The 635-nt window shown below is 40.8% G+C and carries 1 protein-coding gene; it reads right to left on the bottom strand.

All coding sequences use genetic code 11. The annotated features are described in order from the left end of the window. Positions 1-209: 209 nt before the first annotated feature. Complete coding sequence (locus R7Z77_RS26330) at positions 210-476, bottom strand: YihD family protein (RefSeq protein WP_005461387.1); 267 nt, start codon at positions 474-476, stop codon at positions 210-212. Positions 477-635: the final 159 nt, after the last annotated feature.

Here is a 635-nt window from a genome sequence, read left to right as displayed (position 1 = left end):
GCTATTAATTATTTTAGTTAATACTGATAAACGGCGATTATACAAGCAATAACAATTCCTTTTCTTTAACGCAGTCTACGTTTAACAACAAAAGTCAGTACAGTTAACCTAATAAACGGCTGAACAGTTATAACTGTATTAAAAATCTATTTGATTTAGTTATAAAAAAAGCGACTCTGAGGAGTCGCTTCGAAAGTCGTGAGACGTGTTTATTTGATGATGCCGCGAGCACGTAAGATGGCGGTTTTGAAGTCATCTTCTTGGTCTTTCTTCAGGCCCGGGATCATTTCGTCTTTGCTGCTGTTGCGCATTTTAAGATGGTAGATCAGTACGTCGTCGGAGAGATCTTCCAACTTGCCGTCGTAGCCCGCCTCTTGCGCCAGTTTGACGATGAATTGCAGCAGGTTCATTTCTTGGTCTTTTTGCCACTCAGGCTCTAATAGCTCAAGTAGCTCTTCTATGCGATGACACTTCATTTCTTTCTCCACAATATTTATAAGTATTTGCGCTTAAGGTATCAAATTGCATCGCGAAGAAAAATAGAAAAGGAAGGAAAAGAAAAAGCGCAGCTGGCGCCGCGCTTTTGATTAAGCTGCTTTGATAACTTTGGTTGTGACCCTCGCTCCTATCCCTCT

This window comes from Vibrio sp. 1401 (assembly GCF_033340295.1).
The sequence above is the reverse complement of the archived record's forward strand: the minus strand, read 5'-3'. Positions and strand labels throughout refer to the sequence as shown.